Origin of the sequence: Enterobacter cloacae complex sp. SHL018 (assembly GCF_049237905.1) — a bacterium.
GTDB lineage: Bacteria > Pseudomonadota > Gammaproteobacteria > Enterobacterales > Enterobacteriaceae > Enterobacter > Enterobacter hormaechei_C.
In genome coordinates this window covers 279,384-303,742 of the sequence record NZ_JBMKJE010000003.1, presented here as the reverse complement: position 1 = coordinate 303,742, position 24,359 = coordinate 279,384, and the positions used below count along the sequence as shown (strand labels likewise).

The following is a 24,359-nucleotide window of genomic DNA, read 5'->3' as shown; positions in this document are numbered from 1 at the left end:
CTGGTGCTACCCATGGCGTATCAACTGAACCTGAACTGGCCGGAATTTCTTGAAAAATACTGGCAAAAACAACCCGTTGTGCTGAAAAATGCCTTCCCGAATTTTGTCGACCCCATTACCCCTGATGAACTGGCGGGTCTGGCGATGGAGCCGGAAGTTGATAGCCGCCTGGTAAGCCATGCTAACGGCAAGTGGCAGGCGAGCAATGGCCCGTTTGAGCATTTCGATAACCTCGGTGAAACCGGCTGGTCCCTGCTGGCGCAGGCGGTGAACCACTGGCATATGCCCGCAGCAGAGCTGGTGCGTCCGTTCCGCGTCCTGCCGGACTGGCGTCTCGATGACCTGATGATCTCCTTCTCCGTCCCGGGTGGCGGCGTTGGGCCGCATATCGATCAGTACGATGTGTTTATTATCCAGGGGATGGGCAGCCGCCGCTGGCGCGTGGGGGACAAGCTGCCGATGCGTCAGTTCTGTCCGCATCCGGCCCTGCTGCACGTCGATCCGTTTGAGCCGATCATCGACGAAGATCTGGCCCCGGGCGATATCCTCTACATTCCGCCTGGATTCCCGCATGACGGCTTCACCCATGAAACCGCGCTCAACTACTCTGTCGGTTTCCGCGGGCCGAACGGTCGCGATCTGATCAGCAGCTTTGCCGACTACGCGCTGGAGAACGATCTGGGCGGCGAACATTACAGCGATCCGGATCTGACCTGCCGCGAACACCCTGGCCGCGTGGAGCAGTACGAGCTCGATCGCATTCGCCAGATGATGATCGACATGATTAGCAAGCCAGATGATTTTACGAAATGGTTTGGCAGCTTCGTCTCCACGCCGCGTCACGAGCTGGATATTGCCGCCGCCGAGCCGCCGTATTCCGTAGAAGAGGTGCTCGACGCGCTGCAAGGGGGCGAAACGCTCTCCCGCCTGAGCGGGCTGCGCGTGCTGAACATCAACGGCAGCGTCTTTATCAACAGCGAACAGCTGGAAACGGCGGATGTGAACGGTGCGGATGCGCTGTGCCGCTTCACCGAGCTCGGCCAGGCTGAGCTGGGCGATGCGCTGAATAATCCGGCGTTTGTGGAAGAGCTGACCGGTTTGATTAACCATGGCTACTGGTTCTTCGACGAGTAACAGCAGGCGGCGTTTAGTCAGGCTAAACGCCGCCAGGTTCAGACCAGCATATTACAGGCCTTCCAGTAGTTAAGAAGCCGCTCATCGTCGCGCTCTTTCTCCGCTTTGATTTTCATCGCCCGGGCAAGATTTTCTCGCGATACTTCATGGCCTTTTTGCACGATGTCTAAAACCGCTTCACCAAGAGCCAGTGAAATTTCTGCCCGATTATTGCGAATCGTCATAAATACCTCCTCGTTGGTTGCGATAATCTAATTATGAACGGGAAATAATCAGTCGGTAATAATTCATCTCATTCTTATTTTTCCATTTCGGCATTAAGTAGACTTAATATTCAGTTCTGTCAATGATGTTTCAAAATGCTAACAGGACGTTTAAGCCTGAATTTATGCGCTACAGTTAATTTCGTGCAACAGGCAAATAACCGAAACAGGAGAATAATTATGGTAGATAAAAGCGCAATTAAGGATCACACTCAGGTTGTCGCCAGCTGCGGAACGCACGTCGGGGTTGTGGACCATCTTGATGGTGAGCGAATCAAGCTTGCGAAGAGCGATCCGGAATCGGGCGGCAAACACCACTTTATTCCTCTCGGCTGGGTTGATAAGGTCGAAGATAATAAAGTTGTCCTGACCAAAAACCATAAAGAGGTTTTTGCTGAGTGGCAGGAAGCATAAATATATTTCTCGCAAGGAAATATATGCCTTCGCTCCGGCTTCGTCCGGAGCGTAATAGTGTCTGCGCCCGGTGATTGCTGCCATTACAAATGGATGATACTGTTTTGCCTGTCCTTTCCCCGATGCAGGCCCCGAATGATGCTCCAGAGTGAAAATAGATCAGCGAAACGCATATTTTTTGTTGAAGATTTTCAGGTATTCGGCGAGCGCTACGGCATCGACTACCGTTTCCCCCAGTTAAAAGAGGCGCAGGTCAGCGGTAGCCCCGTGTTGCAGGGGAATGTTGAAGAGATGATGCTCTCGTCCGGCATTTCGCTGACCCACTCCGACGTACGTGTATTACAGCCCTATGAAACCACCTCTCGCCACAGCAGCCCGCTCTATATGCTGGTGGTGCTGGAAGGGTGCGTGACGCTCACACTCAATGGTATCAATTATCCCGTCCGCCCGGGCATGGCGTTCAGCTCACGTCTGAGTGAAGATCAGGTGATGAGCGCGCGTCATGATGCCGACAGCACGCTGAAAACGCTCTCGTTTGGCGTCTACCCGCACGATGCCGGACGTGAAGCCCTGCTTGAGTCATTGCTTCTGGAATGGCAAAGCCTGAATGCACCCGCGTTTGTCTGGCAGGTTCCCGAGTTTGTGATGTCAGGTATTCTGCATGCGCAGCGGCAGGGGGGAAGCGTGCTCTCACGCAAGCTGTTGCTGGAGGGGCTGATGTATCAGCTGCTCGGCCATGGCCTCAACCAGCGCCAGCAGCCTTGCCCGCGCCGCCCTGAGCACGCGCGTCTTGAACGCGTGCGGAGCCTGCTGGAACAGTCTCCTGAACGGGATCATACTCTCGCGCAGCTGGCGGCCCTTGCCGCAATGAGCCCAAGCAGCCTGCGCAGCAAGTTCCGTCAGCGCTACGGCTGCACGCTCTTCGATTACCTTCGCGACTGTCGCCTTGCGCTGGCGCGTCGCTATCTGCTGGAAGGCCACAGCGTGCAGCAGGCGGCGTGGATGTGCGGGTATCAGCATGCCACCAACTTCGCCACCGCGTTTCGTCGTCATTACGGGATTTCACCGGGTGACGTGCGCAAACTCCGCTAACGTAATTTCTCCTGTCGCGCGAATGCATCCCGTGCGGTTTAGCATCGCGCATACGTAACCTGGCGGCACGCATAGCCGTTTGCACTCTCAAAAAGGTAATAATTCTTATTAACAATAAGAAATATCTCTGGAGAGGGTTATGTTTGCTAAATCGCGTCTGGCACTGCTGGTGGGATGGGTTACCGGTAGCGTCGCTTTTCCTTTACTGGCGCAGGATGCCCAAAAAACTGACACCGTGGTGGTGACCTCGCAGATGCAGTCTGCGGCCACCAAGCTTGAAACACCGGATATTGAAACCCCGCAGTCGGTCTCTATCGTCACTCGCGAGCAGTTCGAAGAGCAGGGCGCAACCAGCGTGCGTCAGGCCGTGAGCTACACGCCGGGGGTCTACAGCAACCAGATCGGGGCGTCAAACCGCTTTGACTACATGGTGCTGCGCGGCTTCTCGGACGGCAGCCTGGACAACGTCTACCTCGACGGCCTGAAGATGATGGGCGACACCAACTCCCACAGCTCGCTGGTGGTTGACCCGTGGTTCCTGGACAGTATCGAAGTCGTGCGCGGTCCGGCCTCCGTGCTCTATGGCCGCTCATCGCCGGGCGGGATTGTGGCGCTCACCTCCCGTAAGCCATCGTTCGATCCTGGCGGGGAGATCAAGCTCTTCGCCGGTAACAATAACCAGCGTGGGGCGATGTTCGACGTCACTGGCCCGGTTGATGATAATGACCGCGTGGCGGTGCGTCTCAGCGGGATGACCCGCTATGCCGATTCCCAGTTCGATCCGCTGAAGGAAGAGCGTTACGCCCTGATGCCGAGCCTGACCTGGCGTATCACCGACAACACCCGTCTGGATCTAATGGCCTACCTGCACCGCGATCCGGAAGGCGGCAGCCACTCCGGCCTGCCATATGAGGGCACCGTTGTACCGCACAGCGGTAAGAAAATCTCCAACACCTTCTTCGAGGGCGAGGACGATTACGACAAGTACGATCGTCGGGAAAACATGGTCGGCTATAACATTGAGCACCTGTTTGACAGCAGCTGGTCCGTGCGCCAGAAGCTGCGCTACCTGCACACCAAAGTCGAGCTGAACCAGGTGTATGCCGCAGGCTGGCTGAATGACACCGAGCTGAACCGCGGCTATTCCGGCTCCGACGAGAAGATGAACGCCATCACCCTGGATAACCAGGTCGACGGCAGCTTCGATACCGGGGCGGTAAACCACCGCGTGCTGATCGGCATGGACTACCAGGACCGCACCAACAACGTCACCGGCTACTACGGCGGCTTCCCGCCGATTGACGCTTTCCATCCTGTTTACGGCGCGAAGCCGGACTACATCACCCAGTACAGCAGGGAAAAACACAAGCTGCGCCAGACCGGCTACTACCTACAGGATCAGATGTCCATTGACCGCTGGCGCCTCACGCTGGGCGGGCGTTACGACCAGGTGAGCGTGTCGAACGTCGACAACTTCAACCACACCCGCAGCGATCTGGATAAAAACAACTTCAGCAGCCGTGCGGCGCTGCTGTATCTGTTTGATAACGGCGTCGCGCCGTACGTCAGTTACTCTACCGCCTTTACGCCGACCAGCTTTGCCGACGAGCAGGGCAACATTTTGGATCCGATGAAGGGCAAGCAGTGGGAAGCGGGTGTGAAGTATGAGCCGGAGGGGATGAACAGCCAGTTCAGCGCCTCGGTGTTCCGCATTAACCAGAAGAACATTGCCACTAAAGAGGAGCCGACCGATCCGTACCGTTCCATCGGTGAAATCGAATCCGAAGGCGTTGAACTGGAGGCGATTGGTCAGCTGACCGACAGCCTGCGTATGCAGGCCGCGTACACCTACACGGATATTCGCTACAAGAAGAGCAGCCCGGAAGAGGAGGGCAAGCGCGCCGTTTATGCCCCGCGTAACATGGCCAGCGCCTGGCTGAGTTACGACGTCAAAACCGGCCCTCTGGACGGCCTGACCGTCGGCTCCGGCGTGCGCTATGTCAACGGGATCGCCAGCGATCGCCAGAACACCCATACGCTTCCGTCGTACACGCTGGTGGATATGACCGTGGGGTATGACCTGTCGAAAGTGGGGCTCACGGGCGTGAGCGCGCAGTTGAACGTCAATAACCTGACGGACAGAAGCTACGTCGCGGCGTGTAACTCGCTCTCTTACTGCTACTTCGGTGCAGAACGCAGCATTGTGGGCAGCGTTTCGTGGAAGTTCTGAGTCGTTGATTTTGCCGGGGGCGGGAGCGGTTTTCTCCCTGTGGGAGAGGAGCGGGGTGAGGGCAACAGGCCGTACTACTCCTCCATCGCAATCACAATTGCCTCGCCCATCTTCCTCAGCGCTTCGCGGTTCTTCTCCGTCGGCGGCAGCGCCACGTTGATCCGCAGGCAGTTGCGGTACTTCCCGGAGGCGGAAAACAGCGACCCGGCCGCAGCCTGGATCTTCAGACGGCACAGCTGCTTGCTGACGCACACCATATCGACCGTCTCCGGCAGCTCAACCCACAGCAGGAAGCTTCCCTGCGGGCGGGTGACGCATATCTCTGCCGGAAAATACTGCCGCACCCAGCAGGTATAGGTTTCCATATTCTGCTGATAAATCTGACGCATACGGCGCACGTGGCGATGGTAATGGCCGTCGCGAATAAACGCCGCCACCGCCATCTGCGTGCCCGGCACGTTAAACCCGCCCGCGGCGTACTTCATGTGCATCACCCGGTCGTAATAGCGCCCCGGCACGATCCAGCCGACGCGCAGGCCCGGCGCCACGGTTTTGGTAAACGAGCTGCATAAGAGCACGCGGCCATCTATGTCCATAGAATGAATGGTGCGCGGACGCGGGTACTCCGCCGCCAGCTCGCCGTAAATGTCATCCTCAACAATCACGATATCGTGCCGCTGTGCCAGGGCTAAGACCTGCTTCTTGCGAGACTCCGGCATGATAAACCCGAGCGGGTTATTGCAGTTCGGCACCAGGATCACCGCCTTGATCGGCCATTGCTCCAGCGCCAGCTCTAACGCCTCGATGCTGATCCCGGTCTCGGGATCGGTGGGAATTTCAATGGCCTTGATGTCAAAGCCGCGCAGCATCTGCATGGTGCCGTGAAACGATGGTGACTCGACCGCCACGATGTCACCCGGCTTGCACACCGAGAGCAGAGCGATCGACAGCGCGCCGTGGCAGCCGTTGGTGATGACAATCTCGTTTGCCGCCACGGTGGAGCCGCCATCCAGCATCAGACGGGCGATTTGCTCGCGTAGCTCCAGGCGCCCGTCGAGCACGTCATAGCTCAGCATTTCGCCCGGATTATGCTGCGCAATGCGGCTCATCTCACGCCACAGCGGCTTCAGGCTCGGTTGGTTAATGTCCGGTGAGCCGCCGCCAAAGGAGATCATCTCTTTGTCGGCGCGGGCGTCCAGCAGCATCATCACTTCGTCCCACTGGGTGACGTCCACGGGGCGCTGTACCGGGCGCGTCATCGCCGGGACGGGCGGCTGGGCTTTGCGTTTCGAGACAAAATAGCCGGAGCGCGGCTGAGGCGTAATCAACTGGCGGTTTTCGAGGATCTGGTAGGCCTGCTGTATGGTGCTGATGCTCACGCCGTGCTCCTGGCTCAGCGTGCGTACCGACGGCAGACGTTCACCGCTGCGATACAGCCCTTGTTCGATACGTTCCGCCAGGAGGTTGGCCAGATGTTGATAGCGCGTCATGCTGTATCCTTTTTTTTCACCATACAGAGCATTAAACCAGTACAGATTGATGGGTAAACCACCATGCAGATACCGTTTTAGCGGATCTGTATGGTAAACAAAAGCAGTTTTTGAATCTGTATTGTACTGGCCGTTTTCCATGATGATAACTCCACTGGCACAGCGAGGAGAGCATCATGGAATTCTACGAGAATCGTTCAAAACGTCCGTTTATCGCGTTTGTCTGGGTAGCGAAAACGCTGCGTAACTGGTATCGCATCAACCGTACCCGCCGTATTCTGAGCCAGATGAGCGACGAGCAGCTCAAGGACGTCGGGTTATCGCGATATGATGTGTGAGCATAGGGTTGCCCGGTGGCGCTACGCTTACCGGGCCTACAGGAGACCGTAGGCCGGGTAAGGCGCAGCCGCCACCTGGCGGTTTTCAGCTCAACAGCGCAAGCGTCTGCCGTTTCGGCCTTTCCAGCAGCTCAACCGCCTCCTGATATGACCGCACGTTGTTATAGCCCATCACCAGCCCGTAGCGTTTGCCCGACCCGCGATACCACGCCGAAAGCGCATTGACCTGCAATTGCTGTTCCTGCCAGCAGCGGGCGATCTCCCGGTCAGCGCTTCCCTTTGCGAGGAACGCGACAATATGCATTCCACCGTCGTTTTGCTCGGTGAAGAACAGATCACAATAGACCTCACGCAGGGCGGCAATCATCCAGTCGCGGCGGGTTTGATAGAGCGCGCGCATCTTTTTCAGATGACGGAAAAAATGCCCCTCGTTGAGAAAGGCTGTGAGGATCTTTTGCGTCAGCACCGGCTGGCCGCTGGTGAGGATGTCCGCGCTGTCGGTAAACGCGCCGACGGTGCTGGCGGGCATCACCACGTAGCCCATGCGCAGTGAAGGCATGATGGTTTTGCTGAAGGTGCCCATAAAGATCACCCTGTCATGCTGGTCGAGGCTTTTCAGCGACGGCAGCACTTTGCGGGTGTAGTGAAATTCGCCGTCATAGTCATCTTCGATAATCCATGCCTCGTTTTGTGACGCCCAGTCGAGCAGCTGCTGCTTGCGCGGCAGGGAGAGCGTCACCGCCAGCGGACTCTGGTGCGACGGGGTAACGATGGCGAAGCGGGCATCGTGGTGATTACGCAGCAGGTAGTCCGTATCCATCCCTGCGCGATCGACCGGCACGGTGTGCAGGCGGGGCACAATACGCTTGAGCAACTGCTGGCCCATAAAGTAGCCCGGATCCTCAAATACCACCTTATCGCTGCGGCTGGCGAGCGTGTCGAGGATCAGGCGCAGGCTGCCGCTGTAGCCGCTGGTGATCAGCACCTGTTCTGCGGTGCAGGACAACCCGCGCGAGATATTGAGATAGCGGGCAATTGCCTCGCGCAGCGGATACCAGCCCAGCACCGGCGGGTTGAGCATTTCATCCTGACGCATGGCGCGCGTCGCCTGGCCTGCCAGCAGCAGCCATTTTTTATAGGGGAAGCTGTCGAGCGCGGGAATGCCGGGGCGCAGAAAACCGGCCCGTTCGCGCTGGCTAATCAACGACGCCGGCAGCGTGCCGGTCGCTTGTTCTGCCGGAGCGTTTTGCGCGGGCAGCAGAAGATCCGGATTCACCCGCGTGCCGCGCGCGCCCTGGCTTACCAGATATCCTTCCCCCGTCAGAATGGCATAGGCTGTTTCAACGGTTTTTCGCGCGACCTTAAGCTCTTCAGCCAGCACGCGGATGGCAGGCACTTTGTCGCCGGGCTTCAGTACGCCGCGCGTGATGTTATCGCGATAGCGGGTATAAATGTCGTGATAGCCTGGCTTCATGTCCTACCTCATTTCAGGTTTTTTGTGTCTTTTTACTATGTCATTAACGGCGTAGATTTGCCTCATCGCATGATAAAAACCGCACAAAAAAGAGGAAAGACAATGAGCACCCGCGTAAACCACCACAAAGCCACACCTGCACTCGCCAACGCGCTTTCCGCCCTGAGCATGGAAGTGGCGAAAACCTCCATTGATCCGGCGCTGAAGCACCTGATCGACATTCGCGTCTCGCAGCTGAACGGCTGTACCTTCTGCCTGGATATGCATTCGAAAGAGGCCAAAATTGCCGGCGAGCGCGAGCTGCGCCTGTACCATCTGGCGGCATGGCGCGAGTCGCCGCTGTTCAGCGCCCGCGAGAAAGCCGCGCTGGCCTTCACCGAAGCGCTGACCCAGATTGGCGTTCACGGCGTGAGCGACGCGCTGTACCGCAGCGTGGCGGAGCACTTCTCGGACGTGGAGATTTCAGAGCTGAACTTCGCCATCGTAGCGATCAACGCCTGGAACCGCCTGGGCATTACCTCCCGCATGGAGCCGGGCTCGCTGGATGCGGCATATGGGCTGAACAAGGCTAACCTGGAGTAATCCCGCGCTCGCGGATTATCGCCACCAGCGCCCGTAAGCCTGGCGGGACGTGACGATGGCGAGTGGGGGATTCGGGCGTTTATGGAGCCGAGGTCGATTGTGGGTTAAACCCTGCCCGGTGGCGCTACGCTTACCGGGCCTACAAAACACCGTAGGCCGGATAAGCGCAGCGCCATCCGGCAAACACTTCGCTCCATACCGAAGCATCCACACCATTAGTCCCGCATTCTCTCCATATCATCACAACGGAGAGACCTTCATGATTGCAGTCCTTTTCGAAGCTAAAGCTGCACCGGCGCATCAGGCGCGCTATCTTCAACTTGCCGCAGAGCTTAAGCCTTTGCTGGCCGATATCGACGGCTTTATTGATATCGAACGGTTCCAGAGCCTGACGACCGACGGCAAAATCCTGTCCCTTTCCTGGTGGCGGTATGAAGAGGCCGTCCGCCGCTGGAAGCAGAATGTCTTCCATCAGGCCGCGCAGGCCGAAGGCCGGGCGTCGATTTTTTCTTTCTACCGTATTCGCGTGGCGCAGCTGATGCGGGAGTACAGCTCCGAAACGGGAGGGCACGCGCATGTATGACGTTCATGTGATTTTCGACAACAGGCCCGGCGAGCAGGGTGAAATTGCGGCGGCGCTGGAACAGGCCATTGCCGCTGTAGCGGCTACAATGGCCGATCCGTCGCGCGTGAAGATGCTCTGTGCTCTGATGGACGGGCGGGCGTGGACGGCTACAGAGCTGAGCGTGGCGGCAGACGTTGCGCCGTCGACCGCCAGTGGGCATCTCGCGCGGCTGGTGGAGGGAAAGCTGATTACCTGCCTGTCTCAGGGGCGGCATCGCTACTATCGCCTGGCGGGACACGACGTGGCGGCGCTTGTCGAGCAGATGATGGGGCTCTCCTGGAGCCGCATCACGTCGCCGGAAACCTCCGCGCCAAAAGCCCTGCGCGAAGCACGAACCTGCTACGACCATCTTGCCGGAACGGTGGCGGTGCATATCTATGAATTCATGCAGGCGGAAGGCTGGCTTGAGGCAGACGGTTCAGCGCTCACGCTACATGGCCGCGAGCAGTTTCTGAAGCTTGATATTCCGTTAAATCCCAATACCCGTCGCAAGGCGTGCTGCGCCTGCCTGGACTGGAGCGAGAGGCGGTTTCATCTGGGGGGAGAGGCCGGCGCGGCGCTGCTCATCCACATGGAAAGCAAAGGTTGGATCCAGCGGGTGGCGGGGTACAGGGAGGTGGTGGTGACGGCTTCGGGGAAAAGTGCCGTCAGGAAGCATTTTAGCCGCTAAACGCCGTTGCGGGCTGATGCCCTCACCCCGACCCTCTCCCACAGGGAGAGGGAGAACATCGTTTCGCAATTCCTGCGCTTTAACTTCTCGTTTCTTGATACTTACCATGATAACTATTATCGTAATGGCGTACTACGAGAGGATTCCCCATGAGTGAAGAAGATCTGTTTAGCCGCAGGCCGATGGGCATGCGGATGGCGATGATCGTGCGTCAGTGGCGCGCAGTCATCGACGACGCCATTCTCGACACCGGGTTAACCCAGTCGAGCTGGACGGTGATGATGCAGCTTCATCAACTCGGGGATAACGTCTCGGTCAGCGAGCTGGCGGAAGTGCAGGGGATTGAACTGCCTCCGCTAATGCGTACGCTGACACAGCTGGAAAAGCAGGGCTACCTGCTGCGCACCGTCTCGCCGTATGACAAGCGTATCCGGCTGCTGACGCTGACGCCTGAGGGAAAAGCCATTCTTGAAAGGCTCTCTCAGGTGATTGAGACGTATCAGGCGCGCGTATCGCAAAACATCGCGCCGGAACATATCAATATTTTCAGCGCCACACTCAATCAAATCGCCTGCAATTTGCGGACAATCCGCGAAGAAGATAATAAGACCGAAAAATAATGACTCCTGAACAAAAGTTTGCCCGCTGGGTAAGGGTGAGTATTGCCTCTTTCCTGCTGATGTTTGTCTACTTTATCGTCGCGGATATCTGGATCCCGCTGACGCCGGACTCCACCGTGATGCGCGTGGTGACCCCGGTGTCTGCCCGCGTCTCCGGGTATGTGGCGGCGGTACATGTCCACAACAATAGCCAGGTTAAGAGAGGCGATCTGCTGTTTGAGCTCGACGCCACGCCGTTTCGCAATAAGGTCGAAGCGGCGCAGATTGCGCTGGAACAGGCGCGTCTGTCTAACGATCAGCTGGACGCGCAGATTGCCGCGGCGCAGGCCAGCCTGAAAACCGCGGTGCTGACGGCGCGTAATGACAAAGTTACCTTCGACCGCTACCAGAAACTGAGTACCTTGCAGAGCGTGTCGCAGGCGGATCTGGATAAGGTCCGTACCACCTGGCAGAGCAGCGAGCAGTCCGTCAGCTCGATTCAGGCGAATATTCATAACCTGCGCATTCAGCGCGGCGAGCGGGATGAGCACCGCAACGTGACGCTGCAAAAATACCGTAACGCGCTGGATGAAGCGGAGCTGAATCTTGGCTGGACGAAGGTCTACGCCGAGGCGGACGGCACGGTCAGTAACCTGCAATTAAGCCCCGGTTTTTACGCCTCGTCCGGTTCGGCTGCGCTGGCGCTGGTGAACACCCGGATCGATATCGTGGCGGATTTCCGCGAGAAGAGCCTGCGGCATACCCACCAGGGGACCGACGCCGCCGTGGTGTTCGACGCCTTCCCGGGGCAAGTTTTCCGTGCCCACGTCACCAGCAGCGACGCGGGGATCCTCGCCGGACAGGAGGCCGTAAACGGTCAACTTTCTGAACCGGAAACCTCCAACCGCTGGGTGCGTGATGCCCAGCGTATGCGCATTCACGTGGCGCTGGACGAAGCCTTACCGAAGTCGCTGCCGACCGGCGCGCGCGCCACCGTGCAGCTCTACAATAGCGAAGGGCCGTTTGCGCGATTCTTCTCCGGGATGCAAATCCATCTGGTTAGCCTGCTTCACTATGTCTATTAGCACCCTGGCGCGGGTATTTACCCCGCACGGCAACATCGTCTATACGGCAAACGACTTTCGCCAGACCCTGCGTATCGTCTTTGCCGGGATGATTGCGCTCAGTATTTCGAGTTTCTACAACACCAGCTACGGCGTGTTTTTTGTGGTCTATCCGATCATGCTGCTCTCGCTGGTGCCGGTGTTTAACCGCCACGTGGCGAAGCAGTTTATCTTCAGCGCCTCGCTGAACTGCATCGAAATGGTGTTTATCATCGGCTATCTGTCCCAGTGGCCGGTCATTATGACGCTGGTGGTGTTTGCCCTGTACGTGATGCGTTTTCGCTTTATGAGTAAGGGGCCGCTGTTCCTGTTCGGCTCGATGGGCGTGGTTTGCCAGAGCGTGATGCTCAACTTTATGAGCTACCCCACCACCAACTGGCACACGCTTTTATTCTCTAACATCGAAGCGAGCGTAATGGCGGTGTGCCTGAGCGCGCTGATGAACTACCTGCTGCCGGACGTGGAGCCGCGTAAGCCGCCGCCGCTGATCGAGAAAGATGACGCCCGCGTGCGCCACGAGTCTCTGCTCTCGGGCACCGTGGCGACGCTGATTTTCGTGGTGTTCCAGATGAGCGACTTAAGCGATTCGCTTTCGGCGCTGATGGCGGGCATTCTGATCCTGTTCCCGATGCACTATCGCGGCTCGGTTATCAGCTCCATCTGGCGCGTAGTCGGCGTGGTGCTGGGGTGTCTCTATATCCTTGTCGTCCAGCTTATCCTCTACGATCACAGCAGCCATATGCTGCTGATGATGCCGCTGATTGGCCTTGGACTGGCGTTTGGCGCGCGTCTGCACGTAATGGAGAAGGTCGGCGCCGGGGTAGGCTTCGCCAGTATCACCACCATCGGCATTATGTTCGGGCAGAACATGCACCCGGACAGCGACCTGGTGTTCAGCGATCTGTACCGCATCACCTCCGTCACCTTCGCGCTGGTGGTCACGCTGACGATGGTCTTTCTGGTGCACCTGATCCTGAACCGCTTCGAGGCGACGCGCTACGTTATCGCGCCGCCAAAAGCGGATTAATGCCCCAGCACGGCGGGCAGTTGCGAGAGCAGAAACAGGATCAGGCCAATTGTTCCGCCCACAAGGGTACCGTTAACGCGAATGAACTGAAGATCTTTACCGATATTGAGTTCTATCTGGCGTGACATGTCTTTGGCATCCCAGCTTTTCACCGTGTCGCTGATATGGCGCGTCAGGAACGCGGCGAAATCCGGCGCCACGCGGTGCGCGGCCTGCTCCAGATGCTCATTCAGCGACGCCCGCAGGCTGGCGTCGTTGGTCAGCGTTTCGCCAAACCACAGCCCGGCGTTGGCGATACGCTGCTTCACGCGGGAATCATCGCTCTGCATGTCATTTTTCAGCCACTGGCGCAGGTCAGCCCACATTTCCCCCAGATAGCGGTTAAAGGCTTCGTCATTCTTCAGGTAGTGTTTGATATTCTCGGCTTTCGCCGTCATCTCCGGATCGTTTTTCAGATTGTCGATGAACTTGATCGTGGCGCGGTCAAACGCCTGACGGATCTGGTGCGTGCGGTCGTGGCTGATATCGTCCAGCAGCGTGTTCACCGCGTTCGACACCATCTCCGCGCTTTGATCGCCCAGCCACTCGGTGGGCAGCACCATCGCCTTGCGCGGATGCTCGGTCTTAAGCCAGTGGACGATCTGGTCGGCAATAAATTCCCGCGTGCTTTCCCGCTGAATCAGGGTAATCAGGCGGTTGATGATGGCGTCCAGCAGCACCTGGTGACGGTTGTTTTTGGTCATGCTTTCCAGCATGACGGCGCTGGTCTCGGTTAGATCGACCTTGTCGATAGCCTTGTGGACGGCGCGTTTGAGCAGGCGCTGAATGCGCCCATCGTCGGTAAGTTCCAGAAAACCGCTCATCACCTGCACCAGATGCTGCCCCACGCGCCGGGCGTTATCGGGCTGGCTGAACCAGGTCCCAATCATCTGTGCGGGCTCGTAGCGACGGATAAGATCGACAAGGGATTGCGTATCGAGAAACTTTTCCTGCACGAACTGGCCGAGATTGTCGCCGATGCGGTCTTTATTGCGCGGGATAATCGCCGTATGGCGCGAGATAAACGGAATGGGCACCCGGCGGAACAGCGCGACAACGGCAAACCAGTCCGCCAGCGCGCCGACCATCGCCGCTTCGGCAATGGCCTTTACGCCGCGCACCCAGAAGGTTTGCGGCAGGAACAGAGTGGTGATAAACGCTGCGACGGCAATCAGCAGCAGCGACAGCGCGAGAAGCTTGGCGCGTTTGAGTTCGGTATGTTTTTCCATGGGTTAAGGATAGAGGGATACGGGGGAAAAGTGCAAAAACCGCCACAGCACCCACCCACCAAACCCCATCAACACCACCCCTGCCGTGCGCTCTATCAGCCAGAGCGAACGGCTGAGCTTTCGCTGAACCGCCGGTAACCCCATCAGCGATATCAGCGCCAGATCCCATACCAGCACCACCATCACCATCCAGACGCCGCAGGTCGCCTGCTGAAGCAGTGTGACGTCCGGTCCGAGTAACGCTGTCATTAGCGCCAGGTAGAACAACGCGTTTTTGGGATTTAACAGCGCCGAACCCAGCCCCAGCAGGATTTGCTTCCGCAGAGAAGGGCAGCGCTGGCGGGTTTCTTCCAGCGCCAGCGGCTGCGGGCGGCTGCGCACAAGATGCGAGCCAATCCACAGCAGGTACAGCGCGCCGGACAGTTCGATAAGCGTAAACAGCCACCCAAACTGGCGCAGCGCGCTCCAGCCGATAATCACCAGTAAGATATACAACCCGTTACCTGCTGCGATGCCGAGACACAATCCGGCGCTGCCGCGCAGCCGGTAGCGGGCGGCGTAGCCTACCAGCAGGAAGAAATCCGGGCCCGGGCTTAACAGGGCAACAAAATGCGCCAGCGCCAGGGCAATAAAGGCGGAGGGAAATAACAGTTCCATAGCGACCTCAGTGACAAATCTGAGGTCACCTTACGACGTTACGTATCCTGATTATTGTCTGATATTGATCGGCCCGTGGCGTACTGGCGCGGCGTGGCAGCGGTATAATTCACGAAGGTCTTATGAAAATGACTCTGGTCGGCAAACCCGCTCTGGTAGCCCACGTCGGCGATATTATCCCCCGCACGCAGCCGCGCTTTGGCGTACTCCACGCGCGAAATGTTGAGGAAACTGCCCGGCGTCAGGCCGGTATCCTGCCTGAAAGTGCGGATCAGCGTCTCCTTGCGCAGTGAGAATCGTTGGGCGAGTTCGTCAAGGGAAGGCGGTGCGGCAAGGTCGGAGAGTAACGCCTGCTGAACCTGCTGACTGGTTGAGCGAGGTGCATTCATCTCACCCGCGCAACGGGGAAGGGCAGAAAGCAGGGTCTCCACGGATGCGGAGGACATCGTCCCGACAACGGCAAGAAAGTGCTTAAAGAGCGTGGGATCGCGAATAACCTGTAGCGCCAGGGGAAGATCGGTGTCGATATAGAGCATATGGTAACTGCGCGGCTTCCCGACAACGGGGTTGCAGCTGTGCGGGGCATAAGCCGGGATCACGATAAGATCACCGGGATCAAGAACGTACGCATTGCCATGACTTACGCAGCAGGTCTGGCCTTCCACAATCGCGCCGATGGAGAGCTGTGGATGGCAATGACGTTTATATGCCCGGGTGCTTTGCCACGTACTGCGCAGCTCAAGGCCTGCTGCGCGGTTAAAGGTCTGGCGGATGTGGCGGGTATCGGTCATAGGAACTCCATTGATGAGCATTTTTTATACCATGTCTGCGCATCGCCTGGCAGCGTCTTGTTAAGAACCCTCCGTATATACCCAACTTTACCTTCAAAGCCAGTCAGATTGACTACCCTTAATACCCTAAGCGGTAAAACAAGGAGATTCGATATGGCTTACCAGACAGTAAATCCTGCCACGAACCAGCTCATCAAAGAATATCCCTCTCACACTAACGCAGACGTTGAAGCGGCGCTGAAGGCAGCCGATGCGCTCTATCATTCCGACTGGGCGAAAGGCGACATAAGCCAGCGCCTGCCGGTGCTGCATAAGCTGGCGGACCTGATCGACGAACGCGTGGAGGATCTGGCGAAAATCGCCAGTCAGGAGATGGGTAAGCTCATCCAACAAAGCCGCGGCGAAGTGAAGCTGTGCGCGCAAATCGCCCGCTACTATGCGGACAACGCGAAGCAGTTCCTGGCCCCGGTGAAGTATGACTCTGAACTCGGGGAAGCATGGGTTGAACATCACCCCATCGGCGTGCTGATGGCCGTCGAGCCATGGAACTTCCCGTACTATCAGCTGATGCGCGTTCTGGCGCCAAACCTGGCAGCGGGCAACCCGGTGATCGCCAAGCACGCCAGCATCGTGCCGCACTGTGCAGAGACCTTTGCACAGCTGGTACGTGAAGCAGGCGCGCCGGAAGGGGCGTGGACCAACCTGTTTATCTCGTCCGAACAGGTGGCGAACATTATCGCCGACGATCGCGTACAGGGGGCGGCGCTGACCGGTTCAGAAAAAGCGGGTAGCGTGGTTGCGGCACAGGCTGCGAAGCACCTCAAAAAATCGACCCTGGAACTGGGCGGGAACGACGTGTTCGTGGTGCTGGACGATGCCGACCTGGATAAAGCCGTGAAGATCGGCGTTAACGCGCGGCTGAACAATGCCGGGCAGGTCTGTACCGCGGCGAAGCGCTTTATCCTGCATGAAAAGATTGCAGACGCCTTCCTGAGCAAATTCACCGAGGCGTTTAAGCAGGTGAAAATTGGCGATCCGCTGGACGAAAGCACCACGCTGGGGCCTTTGTCATCCAAAGACGCGCTGGAGACGCTAACTAAACAGGTTAACGAGGCGGTGAAAAATGGCGCGAAGCTGCACCATGGCGGCAAGCCGGTTCAGCGTGACGGAAGCTTCTTTGAGCCGACCATCCTGACACATATCTCGCGCGATAACCCGGCGTACTTCGAGGAGTTCTTCGGTCCGGTAGCGCAGGTTTACGTGGTGAAAAGCGACGACGAAGCGGTCGCACTGGCTAACGATTCCCACTACGGTCTGGGCGGCGCGGTGTTCAGCCAGAACATCGAGCGCGCGAAGAAAATGGCGTCGCGCATTGAGACCGGGATGGTGTACATCAACTGGCTCACCGACACTGCGGCAGAGCTGCCGTTCGGCGGCGTAAAACGTTCGGGTTACGGACGCGAGCTGTCGGACCTGGGGATCAAAGAGTTTGTGAACCAGAAGCTGGTGGTCGTTCGCAAGTAATGCGGTAATAAAAAAAACCTGCCATCCGGCAGGTTTTTTATTAACGGTCGCATCGCCTTTCTTGCCGGGTGGCGCTGCGCTTACCCGGCCTACAATGTGCAATAATTTTAATACATTGCACCCTTCATTGTAGGCCCGTGCAAGCGTAGCGCCGCCGGGCGAAACGCGCAAACAGGCTTAGAAGGACACTCCACCGCCTACATATGCACCGTCGATCAGCGTGTGGTTTGGACGACCGTCTTTACCGTCTACGCTCACGTGGCGATAGCCCACTTTCAGCGTGACAGGTTTGACTGGCGTCCAGCTTACGCCGCCGTTAGCTTCAACATAGTTCTTCACGCTGTTGTTCAGGCCGTCTGGCGCTACATAACCTTCACCAAACACGTGAATGCTGTCCGTAAGCGCAACGTTAACGCCGCCGCCAATCGGGAATGCTACGCCGTTATCGCCTTTTTTCGGGCCGATGTAGATGGCTTTCGCGCCAGCGTTCAGCATCACCGGACCCACTTCCAGGTTGTAGCCTGCCCCAACGCCGCCGGTCTGGGTGCCGTCATCGGTGTTTTTCAGCCAGTTGCTCTCCGCATACAGGCCGGATGAGGATTTCCCCATTTCCAGATTGAGGTTAGTAAAGTTTTTACCCTGCTCAATGCTGCCACCCATGGCCAGTGCGGAGCCCGATACGGCGGTCAGAGCAGAAAGGATCAGGATGTTAAGTTTTTTCATGAGCGTTTCCTCGTCATTAAATTAATCTGAGGGCACCTTAACAAGCGATGTTTATGACTGCAAATGTGATAGATCTCGCATTTATATGCTGTTTTTGTTGGGTTTTTGAATGGTAAATGTTGATGAATTGTTTATATGGCAAATCGTCAATGTCCAATACATTCGCGTTTAGGGACAGTTTACATTCCTGGCTAAACGTAAAATGAACGAGGCGCAAATAGTCCTTCGCCATGAATTAATTGGGTTTCTAATAATTTCCAAAAGTATTTCAGCTGACACAGATAAAGACAGAGGTTTACATTTCTGGTGATTGATATACGTCCGTACGCGCCGCTTCGTTGACATTACATGTCATTTTTCTGACACGTTTCTTCATTACGTTGTTGGCTTCACTTACTGGATGCTAACAATATGAAAAGAAAAATTATTCCTGTGCTAGTCGGTTGTGCGCTCTCTTTCTCTGGCCTGGCGGCACAGCCAACCGCGGAGCGCTACGTCGTCAGCTTTCCCGAAGGCGCGCATGTCAAATACAGCGGTGCGTTTGCCAGCGCATTCCCGAACGGGCTCCCGGTGGGGATTGGTTCGGGTTTGTTATTCACGGGCAAGCAGGGCGATGCGCTGACGTTTGCGACCGTGACCGATCGCGGTCCTAACGCGGATTCGCCAAAAATGGGGAAAAGCGATGCCAAAATCTTTGCTACCCCGGATTTCGCCCCGCTGCTGATGACGATCCGTGTGCTAAACGGCAAAGCGGAGGCCGTGGACGCGCGACCGCTGCATGATGATAAAGGCGAGATCAACGGCCTGCCGCTGCAAAGCGGCGTGATTGGATCTACCAATGAAGTCGCGCTAAGCGACACCTTAAAAGTGCTGAAAGGCGATAACCGCGGGCTGGATACGGAAGGCATCACGCCGGACGGGAAGGGCGGTTACTGGCTGTGCGATGAGTATGGCCCGTTCCTGATTAACGTCGACAGTAAAGGGAAAATCCTCGCGATCCACGGTCCGCAGGCGACGGAAGGGGAGAAATCCATCGCGGGCGGTCTGCCAAACGTTATCAAATGGCGTCAGGCAAACCGGGGCTTTGAAGGGCTGACCCGCATGCCGGACGGACGCATTATCGCCGCCGTGCAAAGCACGCTGGATATCGACGGGAAGAGCAAAAAACAGGCGCTGTTTACGCGTCTGGTGAGCTTCGATCCGGCGACCGGGAAAACCGCGATGTACGGCTACCCTGTCGACAGCGCGGCCTACAGCAAAAACAGCGACGCCAAAATCGGCGACATAGTGGCGCTGGATAACCACACCATCCTGCTGATTGAACAGGGCGAGGATAAAAATGACGCAATGCGTAACCTCATCTACAGGGTTGATCTGAGCAAGGCGAGCGATCTGGCGGCCTTCGACAAGCCGGGCGAATACCCGGAGTTTGATGATGAGAAAACGCTGGCGCAGCGCGGCATCACGCTTGCGGAAAAAACGCAGGTGGTCGATCTGCGTGCGCTGGGCTGGCAGCAGGAAAAGGCCGAAGGGCTGGCGCTGATTGACAGCAAAACGCTGGCGGTAGCGAACGATAATGACTTTGGCGTGAAGGTGGCGATGCAGAAGCCAGTCGAAGGCAAGAAGCTCAAGGATTATCGGGTGAACGCGCAGGGGGCGCTGACGCTGGATGACAAACCGGTTGAAACCACCCTCAGCGTGAAGCCGTTGAAGAAACCGGAGTCCGACAGCGAACTGTGGATTGTAACGCTGCCGGAGGCGTTGAAATAAGTTCCCCCTCACCCTAACCCCCTCCCCGCGGGGGAGAGGGGATGATCGGTGGGGTTATTTCTTCAGCCCCGCAAACGCTGCCCGAATTTCTTCTTCCGGCAGCTGTATTCCAATAAACACCATCACGCTGTGCGGCGCCTCATCGTCCCACGGGCGATCCCAGTCGGCGCTGTACAGGCGCTGCACGCCCTGGAACAGCAGGCGGTTCGGCTCGCCGTCGATCCACAGCATCCCTTTATAGCGCAGCAGCTTGTCGGCAAATGACAGCAGCAGGTTCTCCATCACGCGGGAGACCTCGCTGATGTCCACCGGGTAGTCCAGCTCCACCACAATCGACGTCACGTCGTTTTGCTTGTCGGACATAAAGTGGAAGCGCGGTTTCGCGGTGACGTTCTCTTCCAGCATAAAGCCGTTGGTGTTGAACAGCTGAGCGAGATCGATATCGCCGTGCGTCACCGTGTAAACTGGCGCACGCGAGTTGATGCGCGTCAGGCGCTCGCGCAGTTTTTCGCTTTCACCCGCCACGTCGGTTTTGGTCAGCAGGATGCGGTCGGCGTAGCCAACCTGGGACTGGGCGATGGTGAACTGGTTCATCTGCTCGTCGGCGTGTACCGCATCCACCAGAGCGATGACGCCGTCCAGCAGATAGCGCTGGCAAATGATCTCATGGGAGAAAAAGGTCTGAATAATCGGGCCGGGGTCGGCCATGCCGGTGCACTCGATCACCAGTCGGTCGAAGTCGATGTCACCGCGATCGCGGCTGTCGAGCAGGTCCAGCAGGGCGTCTTCTAATTCGTTAGAGCGGGTGCAGCAGATGCAGCCGTTGGTCAGGGTTTTGATCTGGGTGGCGCGGTCGCCAATCAGCTGATCGTCAACGGAGACTTCGCCAAATTCGTTTTCGATGACGGCGATTTTGAAGCCGTGCTGCTCGTTCAGAATGTGGCGCAGCAGGGTGGTTTTACCGGCGCCGAGGAAACCGGTCAGCAGGGTAACGGCAATCGGGGTCATGGTTTCTCCTTTAGCAGCAGCGGACGCCGCCTTCTCCACTTCCGCCGTAGCGCGCTTCCTGACGCTCGCGGAAGAATTCAGTGTAGGTCATGTACGGCTTATCCGGATGGTTGGTCTTCATATGCTCAACGTAGTTGTCATAGTCCGGAATGCCAATCAGCATTTTCGCCGCCTGACCGAGGTATTTTTTTGCTTCGCCTAAGTTACCAAACATTGAGGGTTCCAGACAGAAGAAGCCCGGTGGCGCTACGCTTACCGGGCCTAAAGTAACATGCTTAATTAATGGTGTGAGGAGGTCTTCACGCCGCCTTCCGGCACCGGTACGTACGGGGTCTCTTTGTCCGTACGGCCCTCAACGTTACGCACTTTCATCCAGGTTTTGATGCCGTAGAAGATAATGCTGTACACCACCACCAGGAACAGAATGCTCAGACCCGCGTTGGTGTAGTTGTTCACCACGATATGGTTCATGTTGGCAATCTGCTGCGCGGTCAGATCCGCGCCGCCTGCGGCAATCTTCTCTTTGTACTGGTTAGCCATGAAGAAGAAGCCTTCCAGCTGCGGGTTGGTGCTGAACAGTTTCAGACCCAGCGCCCAGGTAGTGCAGAGCAGCAGCCACAGCGCAGGCACCACGGTGACCCAGATGTATTTGGTGCGTTTCATCTTCACGAGGACAACGGTACCCAGCACCAGGGCCACAGCCGCCAGCATCTGGTTAGAGATACCGAACAGCGGCCACAGGCTCTTCACGCCGCCCAGCGGGTCAACAACGCCCTGATACAGCAGATAACCCCACAGGCCTACGCAGCCCGCAGTGCCCAGAACGCCGGCCACCAGAGAGTCGGTTTTCTTCAGGAATGGCACGAAGTTACCCAGCAGATCCTGCAACATGAAGCGGCCTGCACGCGTACCGGCATCCAGCGCGGTGAGGATGAACAGCGCTTCAAACAGAATACCGAAGTGGTACCAGAAGCCCATGTCCGCCCACGGCAGCACTTTGTGGAACACGTGTGCGATACCCACCGCCAGCGTTGGCGCGCCACCTGCGCGGTTCAGCACGGACGGTTCGCCGATGTCTTTCGCGGTCTGCATGATCTGCTCGGGCGAAATCACGAAGCCCCAAGAGCTGACGGTCGCCGCCGCGTGCGCGCTGGCGTCTTTCAGCTGTGCCAGGATCAGCGCGGTATTTTCGCCGCCCATCTCATGCAGGTTTGGCATGGTAATGCCGAGACCCGCCGGCGGGGTGTTCATCGCAAAGTACAGGCCAGGCTCGATAATCGACGCCGCAACCAGCGCCATGATCGCCACGAAGGATTCCATCAGCATCGCGCCGTAACCGATGAAGCGCGCGTCGGTTTCGTTGGCCATCAGCTTCGGCGTGGTGCCGGAGGCGATCAGCGCGTGGAAGCCAGACACGGCACCGCAGGCAATGGTGATAAACAGGAACGGGAACAGGGCGCCTTTCCACAGCGGACCGGTACCGTCAATGTACTGCGTCACCGCCGGCATTTTCAGCTCCGGGTTGATGATCACAATACCAATGGCCAGCCCGACGATAACGCCGATTTTCAGGAAGGTTGCCAGGTAGTCACGCGGAGCCAGAATCAGCCACACCGGCAGCAGCGCTGAGATGAATGCGTAGCCGATCAGCGCGAAGGTGATGGTGGTGTCTTTAAAGGTCAGCGCCGGACCCCAGTACGGGTCGTGCGCAATCACGCCGCCGAAGTAGATGGAGGCGACCAGCAGCACGATACCGATGATCGACACCTCGCCAACGCGGCCAGGGCGCAGGAAGCGCATGTAGATGCCCATGAACAGCGCAATCGGTACGGTAGAGCAGACGGTGAAGACGCCCCACGGACTTTCGGCCAGCGCTTTCACCACGATCAGGGCCAGCACCGCCAGGATGATGATCATGATCAGGAAGCAGCCGAACAGAGCGATCGTGCCTGGCACGCGGCCCATCTCCTCTTTGATCATCTCGCCCAGCGACGAACCGTTACGGCGCGAGGAGATAAACAGCACCATAAAGTCCTGCACCGCTCCCGCCAGCACCACGCCCGCCAGCAGCCAGAGCGTACCCGGCAGGTAGCCCATCTGCGCAGCCAGCACCGGACCGACCAGCGGACCCGCGCCTGCAATGGCGGCGAAGTGGTGACCAAACAGCACGTAACGGTTGGTTGGCACGTAGTTCAGGCCGTCGTTGTTAATAACCGCCGGGGTGGCGCGCGTCGGGTCGAGCTTCATAACCTTCTGCGCGATGTACAAGCTGTAGTAGCGATAAGCCACAAGGTAGACGGAAACCGACGCGACCACGATCCACAGGGCGCTGACGTGCTCGCCCCGGCGTAATGCGACAACCGCCAGACAGAAAGCACCGATGATCCCGAGGATGGCCCAGGGCACGTGCTTAAGTAGTTTTTTAGTATCCATAATAAGACCTGGTTTTTTATGTAAAGAAAAAAGGGTCAGGGTTCGTTGTGAGGAGGTATTGATTAATGCTGGAGCGATCGTGCCAGATCCTCGCGCGTGTAAAGCACGGTAAATGGGTGAGTGGTTGAAAGCGATGCGTGAGCGGTCAAAAGCGAGGGTGAGTGGTTAAGGCTCACCCCCGGTGGGAGAAAATATGTGATTGAGATCACTGAGAATAATCTAGCCCTGTGGGCTTTTGTCGTTCGCTTCAGGGCAGTGCACGCAGCGGCAGGGCTGATACGCGGGCAGCAGCTGATAGCGCCCTTTGCCGTCGTGTTCAATAATCGGGGAAAGCGCCTGTAAATCGCGGTACACCGTGCGTTCGGTAATGCCAAATTTTTGCATCAGATCGCGGCGATTAACGCTTCCGTTGCGATGCAGGGCAATAATGATTTCAACCAGACGTTCAGCCGAGCGGCTTCGGGGTGAAGGGGCCATAAGACTTTCCAGCGTTAAGGGGGCGGCTGACGACGTCGCCAGCCGCCCCGGAAAATTTATCTTATGGATAGTTAACGGCGCACCTTTGCGGAAACCTTAGCGTTTTTTTGTGCAACGGGATCAGATCGCGGCTTCCATCTCCATCATCACCGGGTGGAAACGGCGTTTGAAGTAGATCAGGCCGTGCCCCTCGCTGCTGAGGATGATGTTCTTAATCTCTACAAGGTAGACCAGATGGGTGCCGATGGTTTGCACCTGGGTTATTTCACCTTCCAGGCTTGCCAGAGCGCCTTTCAGCACCGGCTGCGCCAGCGGTCCTTTCTGCCAGCAGGAGAGAGCAAAGCGCTCCTCCATTGCCATGCCGGTCATCCCGGCAAAGTGGCGGGCCATGATCTCCTGCTCGTGGTTCAGCACGTTGACGCACAGTTTGCCGTTGCCCTGGAAGACCGGGTTCATGGCGCTGTTGGCGTTGATGCAGACCATGACCGAGGGCGGGGTGTCCGTGACCGAACAGACGGCGGTGGCGGTAATGCCGCAGCGACCCGCATCGCCCTCGGTGGCGACCACATTCACCGCCGCCGACAGGCTGGCCATCGCGTCGCGAAAACGCAGGCGTTCTTCAGATTGCATTGAAACCTCCCGCTGC

Annotated in this window: 25 protein-coding genes; 13 read left to right on the top strand and 12 right to left on the bottom strand. The window is 57.6% G+C overall.

Translation table 11 applies throughout. The features are described from left to right. The first annotated feature begins 12 nt into the window (after window positions 1–12). Entirely contained in the window at window positions 13–1,134 is a 1,122-nt protein-coding gene (locus ACOTY5_RS14595; RefSeq protein WP_045141650.1) for a cupin domain-containing protein, read from the top strand. Window positions 1,135–1,172: 38 nt separating this feature from the next. On the opposite strand, the gene ACOTY5_RS14590 is transcribed toward ACOTY5_RS14595, so the two are convergent. Then, window positions 1,173–1,358 (bottom strand): hypothetical protein, encoded by a 186-nt coding sequence (locus tag ACOTY5_RS14590; protein ID WP_015572568.1) that lies wholly within the window; start codon window positions 1,356–1,358, stop codon window positions 1,173–1,175. A gap of 219 nt (window positions 1,359–1,577) precedes the next feature. On the opposite strand from ACOTY5_RS14590, the gene ACOTY5_RS14585 reads away from it, so the two are divergent. From ACOTY5_RS14585 to foxA, 3 genes are all read left to right on the top strand, one after another. Next, on the top strand, window positions 1,578–1,811 hold the full coding sequence (locus tag ACOTY5_RS14585) for a DUF2171 domain-containing protein (protein WP_003863067.1): 234 nt from the start codon (window positions 1,578–1,580) through the stop codon (window positions 1,809–1,811). Window positions 1,812–1,946: 135 nt separating this feature from the next. Continuing rightward, complete coding sequence (locus ACOTY5_RS14580; protein WP_017694577.1) at window positions 1,947–2,903, top strand: helix-turn-helix domain-containing protein; 957 nt, start codon at window positions 1,947–1,949, stop codon at window positions 2,901–2,903. A 121-nt stretch (window positions 2,904–3,024) separates the two neighbouring features. Next, entirely contained in the window at window positions 3,025–5,133 is a 2,109-nt protein-coding gene (foxA, locus tag ACOTY5_RS14575) for a ferrioxamine B receptor FoxA (protein WP_108720787.1), read from the top strand. A gap of 74 nt (window positions 5,134–5,207) precedes the next feature. Here the strand turns inward: foxA and ACOTY5_RS14570 are convergent, their stop codons facing one another. Further along, a complete protein-coding gene (locus ACOTY5_RS14570; protein WP_026080655.1) occupies window positions 5,208–6,623 on the bottom strand; it encodes a PLP-dependent aminotransferase family protein in 1,416 nt (471 codons plus the stop codon). A gap of 176 nt (window positions 6,624–6,799) precedes the next feature. On the opposite strand from ACOTY5_RS14570, the gene ACOTY5_RS14565 reads away from it, so the two are divergent. Next, window positions 6,800–6,961 carry a DUF1127 domain-containing protein gene (locus tag ACOTY5_RS14565; RefSeq protein WP_003863073.1) on the top strand — a complete coding sequence of 54 codons (162 nt, stop codon included), beginning with the start codon at window positions 6,800–6,802 and terminating at the stop codon, window positions 6,959–6,961. 85 nt (window positions 6,962–7,046) lie between these two features. Here the strand turns inward: ACOTY5_RS14565 and ACOTY5_RS14560 are convergent, their stop codons facing one another. After that, the gene (locus ACOTY5_RS14560) at window positions 7,047–8,435 is read right to left on the bottom strand and encodes a PLP-dependent aminotransferase family protein (RefSeq protein WP_421631947.1); all 1,389 of its coding nucleotides are present in this window, start codon (window positions 8,433–8,435) and stop codon (window positions 7,047–7,049) included. A 102-nt stretch (window positions 8,436–8,537) separates the two neighbouring features. Here ACOTY5_RS14560 and ACOTY5_RS14555 point away from each other — a divergent pair, with 102 nt between their 5' ends. From ACOTY5_RS14555 to ACOTY5_RS14530, 6 genes are all read left to right on the top strand, one after another. Continuing rightward, complete coding sequence (locus ACOTY5_RS14555; protein ID WP_010427243.1) at window positions 8,538–9,017, top strand: carboxymuconolactone decarboxylase family protein; 480 nt, start codon at window positions 8,538–8,540, stop codon at window positions 9,015–9,017. Window positions 9,018–9,276: 259 nt separating this feature from the next. Beyond that, window positions 9,277–9,600: an antibiotic biosynthesis monooxygenase family protein gene (locus ACOTY5_RS14550; RefSeq protein WP_023303033.1), complete on the top strand. Its 324-nt coding sequence runs from the start codon at window positions 9,277–9,279 to the stop codon at window positions 9,598–9,600. Next, on the top strand, window positions 9,593–10,312 hold the full coding sequence (locus tag ACOTY5_RS14545; protein WP_421631946.1) for an ArsR/SmtB family transcription factor: 720 nt from the start codon (window positions 9,593–9,595) through the stop codon (window positions 10,310–10,312). Before ACOTY5_RS14550 ends, ACOTY5_RS14545 begins: the two co-directional genes overlap by 8 nt. Window positions 10,313–10,461: 149 nt before the next feature. Continuing rightward, a complete protein-coding gene (locus ACOTY5_RS14540) occupies window positions 10,462–10,932 on the top strand; it encodes a MarR family winged helix-turn-helix transcriptional regulator (protein ID WP_023303035.1) in 471 nt (156 codons plus the stop codon). Continuing rightward, window positions 10,929–11,996, top strand: coding sequence for an HlyD family secretion protein (locus ACOTY5_RS14535; protein WP_026080654.1), 1,068 nt, complete (start codon window positions 10,929–10,931; stop codon window positions 11,994–11,996). The genes ACOTY5_RS14540 and ACOTY5_RS14535 overlap by 4 nt, the downstream gene beginning before the upstream one ends. Further along, the gene (locus ACOTY5_RS14530; RefSeq protein ID WP_015572578.1) at window positions 11,986–13,062 is read left to right on the top strand and encodes a DUF2955 domain-containing protein; all 1,077 of its coding nucleotides are present in this window, start codon (window positions 11,986–11,988) and stop codon (window positions 13,060–13,062) included. Before ACOTY5_RS14535 ends, ACOTY5_RS14530 begins: the two co-directional genes overlap by 11 nt. Here ACOTY5_RS14530 and ACOTY5_RS14525 read toward each other — a convergent pair. Genes ACOTY5_RS14525 through ACOTY5_RS14515 form a run of 3 tightly spaced genes read right to left on the bottom strand, consistent with a single transcriptional unit; the run spans window position 13,059 to window position 15,778 of the window. After that, window positions 13,059–14,330 (bottom strand): DUF445 domain-containing protein, encoded by a 1,272-nt coding sequence (locus tag ACOTY5_RS14525; protein WP_015572579.1) that lies wholly within the window; start codon window positions 14,328–14,330, stop codon window positions 13,059–13,061. The genes ACOTY5_RS14530 and ACOTY5_RS14525 overlap by 4 nt on opposite strands. Before the next feature lie 3 nt (window positions 14,331–14,333). Next, window positions 14,334–14,987, bottom strand: a complete 654-nt coding sequence (locus ACOTY5_RS14520; protein WP_045141648.1) for a LysE family translocator — start codon at window positions 14,985–14,987, stop codon at window positions 14,334–14,336. Between the two features lie 38 nt (window positions 14,988–15,025). After that, window positions 15,026–15,778 (bottom strand): helix-turn-helix domain-containing protein, encoded by a 753-nt coding sequence (locus ACOTY5_RS14515; protein ID WP_033486709.1) that lies wholly within the window; start codon window positions 15,776–15,778, stop codon window positions 15,026–15,028. 153 nt (window positions 15,779–15,931) lie between these two features. Between ACOTY5_RS14515 and ACOTY5_RS14510 the strand changes: the two genes are divergently transcribed. Further along, on the top strand, window positions 15,932–17,302 hold the full coding sequence (locus ACOTY5_RS14510) for an NAD-dependent succinate-semialdehyde dehydrogenase (RefSeq protein WP_045141647.1): 1,371 nt from the start codon (window positions 15,932–15,934) through the stop codon (window positions 17,300–17,302). A 177-nt stretch (window positions 17,303–17,479) separates the two neighbouring features. Here ACOTY5_RS14510 and ACOTY5_RS14505 read toward each other — a convergent pair whose 3' ends face one another. Further along, entirely contained in the window at window positions 17,480–18,025 is a 546-nt protein-coding gene (locus ACOTY5_RS14505) for a YfaZ family outer membrane protein (RefSeq protein ID WP_006810254.1), read from the bottom strand. A gap of 411 nt (window positions 18,026–18,436) precedes the next feature. On the opposite strand from ACOTY5_RS14505, the gene ACOTY5_RS14500 reads away from it, so the two are divergent. After that, on the top strand, window positions 18,437–19,795 hold the full coding sequence (locus ACOTY5_RS14500; RefSeq protein ID WP_045141646.1) for an esterase-like activity of phytase family protein: 1,359 nt from the start codon (window positions 18,437–18,439) through the stop codon (window positions 19,793–19,795). Between the two features lie 54 nt (window positions 19,796–19,849). Here ACOTY5_RS14500 and yjiA read toward each other — a convergent pair whose 3' ends face one another. From yjiA to ACOTY5_RS14475, 5 genes are all read right to left on the bottom strand, one after another. After that, on the bottom strand, window positions 19,850–20,803 hold the full coding sequence (gene yjiA / locus ACOTY5_RS14495; RefSeq protein ID WP_045141645.1) for a GTPase: 954 nt from the start codon (window positions 20,801–20,803) through the stop codon (window positions 19,850–19,852). 10 nt (window positions 20,804–20,813) lie between these two features. After that, window positions 20,814–21,017 (bottom strand): YbdD/YjiX family protein, encoded by a 204-nt coding sequence (locus ACOTY5_RS14490; RefSeq protein ID WP_003856610.1) that lies wholly within the window; start codon window positions 21,015–21,017, stop codon window positions 20,814–20,816. 65 nt (window positions 21,018–21,082) lie between these two features. After that, on the bottom strand, window positions 21,083–23,236 hold the full coding sequence (locus tag ACOTY5_RS14485) for a carbon starvation CstA family protein (RefSeq protein ID WP_017694565.1): 2,154 nt from the start codon (window positions 23,234–23,236) through the stop codon (window positions 21,083–21,085). Window positions 23,237–23,455: 219 nt separating this feature from the next. Then, window positions 23,456–23,713: an HTH domain-containing protein gene (locus ACOTY5_RS14480; RefSeq protein ID WP_017383855.1), complete on the bottom strand. Its 258-nt coding sequence runs from the start codon at window positions 23,711–23,713 to the stop codon at window positions 23,456–23,458. Between the two features lie 120 nt (window positions 23,714–23,833). After that, window positions 23,834–24,343, bottom strand: coding sequence for a 4-hydroxyphenylacetate 3-monooxygenase reductase subunit (locus ACOTY5_RS14475; RefSeq protein ID WP_045141644.1), 510 nt, complete (start codon window positions 24,341–24,343; stop codon window positions 23,834–23,836). Window positions 24,344–24,359 lie beyond the last annotated feature (16 nt).